This window comes from Magnetococcales bacterium, from assembly GCA_015231925.1.
GTDB lineage: Bacteria > Pseudomonadota > Magnetococcia > Magnetococcales > JADGAQ01 > JADGAQ01.
Window position 1 is genome coordinate 1 of sequence record JADGAQ010000308.1, and the last position, 3,180, is coordinate 3,180.

2 protein-coding genes are annotated in these 3,180 nt (G+C 63.1%); one reads left to right on the forward strand and one right to left on the reverse strand.

What is annotated here, in order from left to right:
* A partial coding sequence (locus HQL56_19170) for a hypothetical protein (GenBank protein MBF0311638.1) occupies positions 1–1,758 on the forward strand: 1,758 nt, incomplete at its 5' end.
* 458 nt (positions 1,759–2,216) lie between these two features.
* On the opposite strand, the gene HQL56_19175 is transcribed toward HQL56_19170, so the two are convergent.
* Positions 2,217–2,870 carry an ankyrin repeat domain-containing protein gene (locus HQL56_19175; protein MBF0311639.1) on the reverse strand — a complete coding sequence of 218 codons (654 nt, stop codon included), beginning with the start codon at positions 2,868–2,870 and terminating at the stop codon, positions 2,217–2,219.
* Positions 2,871–3,180 lie beyond the last annotated feature (310 nt).

Here is a 3,180-nt window from a genome sequence, read left to right on the forward strand (position 1 = left end):
GAGCATGATCACCACGTAGCCCCTGCCGGCGAGCATGATCACCACGTAGCCCCTGCCGACGCCCATGAGCACGAGGCCCCTGCCGACGCCCATGAGCACCACGAGGCCGCCCCGGCCCGGCCCGCTGCCGGTCAGGATGGGCACGCCGGGCATCGCCATGCCGCCCCGGTTCTCGGGGAGACGGGTCACTCCGGGCATCACGCCTCCTCCGGAGGGGGTGAAGGTCACACCATGACCCATCCCGGTTTGCCGACCCGCTGGATATTCCCGGCTTTGGGAATCATGGGCCTGATGCTGCTCTTCCTGCTCCTGGGTGGAACGCCGGTTCTGCAACCTCTGCGCAGCCTCAATCTGGCTCAAGTCCCTCTGGTGGGAGCGCTGGTTCGCCTGCTGAACAACTCCCCCTGGCCTTTGGTGGCGTTGAAGATCTTCTCCGTATCCTGTTTCCTCTGGGTGGTGCTGGCGGGACTCTTCGGCACGCTGCTTCCGGAGCGCAACCTGGCCACGGTCTTCGTGTGGAACTTCTGGTGGCCGCTGGTGGTGGTTTCGGTCTTCTTCATCGGTTCGGCCTGGTGCGCCTTCTGCCCCTGGGACACCATCGCCTCCTGGGTGGTGCGGCGGCGTCTGTGGAAGCGGGTGCTGCCCCATCCCGGCTACAATCTCAAGGTGCCCGCCGCCCTGCGCAACGTCTATCCCGCGCTGATCCTCTTCATGGGGCTGACCTGGCTTGAGCTGGGCATCGGCGTCACCACCCAGCCGCGCATGACCGCCTTTCTGGCCCTGGTGATGGTCTTTCTCTCCCTGACCGGGCTGGTGCTGTTCGAACGCAAGGCCTTCTGCCGCTACTTCTGCCCTGTGGGGCGCACCCTGGGCTTCTATTCCCGTCTGGCCCCCATCGAGGTGCGCTCCCAGAACGAATCCCTCTGCGCTTCCTGCAAGACCATGGAGTGTTACAACGGATCGGAGACCATCGAGCCCTGCCCGACCCATTTGACCGTGGGGCGTTTTTCGCAGAACACCAATTGTCTCTCCTGCGGCAACTGCGTCCTCTCCTGTCCTTACGACAACGTCTCCTGGCGACTGCGTCCCCTGGGCAGCGAAGCCAAATTCCAGGCCCGGCCCCTGTGGGATGCCACCTGGTTCATGCTGGCCCTGCTGGGCATCACCAGTTTCCACGGAGTGACCATGATGTCCTTCTGGGAGGGATGGGTGGTCCGGGTGGCGGGCTGGATCGGCGAGACGGGGCAGTTGATCGGCAGCTTCACCATTCTGATGCTGGCCGGTTTCGGGGTGCCCATCCTGTTTTATGCCGCCGCCATCGGTCTCACCTGGTGGCTCTCTCCCAAGGGCACCCGTTACGAGCGGCTTTTTCTGGCGCTGCCTTTCAGCAGTCTGCCACTGGCCTTCACCTACCACCTGGCGCACAACATGGACCACCTCTTCCGGGAAGGCGGCGACCTGGGCAGCCTGGTGGTCAATCCCCTGGGTACCGGTCTGGAAGCCATGAGCGGCATGGAGCGCCATCAACTCATGATGACCACCCTCTTCCCCCAGGATGTTCTGTTCGCGGTGCAGACCGGCTTGATGCTGATCGGTTTCTGGCTTTCGGTGCAGATTCTGCGGCATCGCGCCGTGGGCGTGCTGGCGGGAGGAGCCTCCCTGAGCGGGGTTCGGCTGCTGCCCATGGCGGGCTTCATGACCCTGATCGCCGGATTCAACTTCTGGCTGCTCTCCCACGAGATGGTCATGCGGTTCTGAACCGCATCCAGCATGGGATGTTGAGCTTTTCAGTCATACGGGGGTCCGGGAGGGATTATCCCCCCCCGGCGGGGTCTGGGGAGGGACTCATCCTCCCCATCCTTGAAGTCACCACCCGGACACAGCCGGGGTTGTTCCGGAAAGTGAGTTCCTTGTTCTTGAAGGCCCGGACCTTGGCGGAATTGGCACGTTTTACGGGTGGGGAGGATGAGTCCCTTCCCGGCCCCCCTCCGGGCGGGTCGAAGATGGGACAAGGTTCGGAGAGGATGCGAAGTTGGGCATTTCTCCTTTTGTCTTCAACCCGCCAAAGGCCACGGCAAAACCTCGGGGCGCTGCCCCGAACCCTGCCGGGGGGATAATCCGACCCCCGTATGCCTGAAAAGACCACGGAACTCCGCATGCCAAGGTGGGCGCAGTTTAAAGAGCAACCTCCGATCCTCTCCGACCCCCGATCACACTCAATGGGCCGCCTTTTCCCCCTCGTGGAGATGTTCTTCCGCTCCCGCGCCCAGGCGGGCTCCCATGGATTTGAGATAGTCGGCGATGGGCTCGGATTTGTAGTGCAGCGCGGTGGAGAGCGGGGTCTCGCCGCCGTTGTTGTTGTGGTTGATGTTGGCGCCGTTGCCGACCAGCCACTTCACCGCTTCCAGGTTGCCCGCCTCCACGGCGTAGAAGAGGGGGGTCTCCCCGCCCACATCCACGCTGTCGGGAGGGAGCCCCATGGCCACCAGCACCCGAATGGCCTCCACCTTGCCCCCGAAGGCGGCGTAGTGCAGGGGGGTCCAGCCCCCGTGAGCCAGGGCTTCCAGCTCGGCGCCACGACGGATCAGCAGCCGCAAGGCCCCGACGCGACCCAGATAGGCCGCAGCGTGGATCGGTCTGGCCCCCTTGTCGTTGCTCACGTTGGGGTTGCCTTTGATCAGAAGGGTGCGCAACGCTTCGTCATCGTGCTTATCGATGGCCTCCAGAAAGGCGCGATACTCCTCCCCTCCGGTTTTGGTCAGAATGGACACCGCGTAGGAAAAGTGGTCCGCCGAAGCTCCGGCGCTGCCGAGAAACACCAGCACCAGCACCAGCAGGGATATGGCAAGGCGACAATGGGTCCGTTTCACGAAAGTCTCTCCCTATGATAATCCCGACACGCCTCTCAGCCCCGATTTTCGGCAGCCTCGCCGCGAAAACCCGACTGCTCCGAACATCCGGCTGATTGAAGGCCACAGGGTAACATTACTGAAATCCCCCTTGCAAACGGGATCGTTGCGGTTCGGAACCACTTCCCGGCAATCGATGCGGGGAACCCCCCGCCCCGATCCGGTGTTGCTTCGAGCCAAGTCTCCGCTACGGCCACGTCTCCCCACTATCAACCCGTCTTATTCCGTTTCTGTTTCATTTTTGCATTATTGCAGGGGTCTGGGGACCATC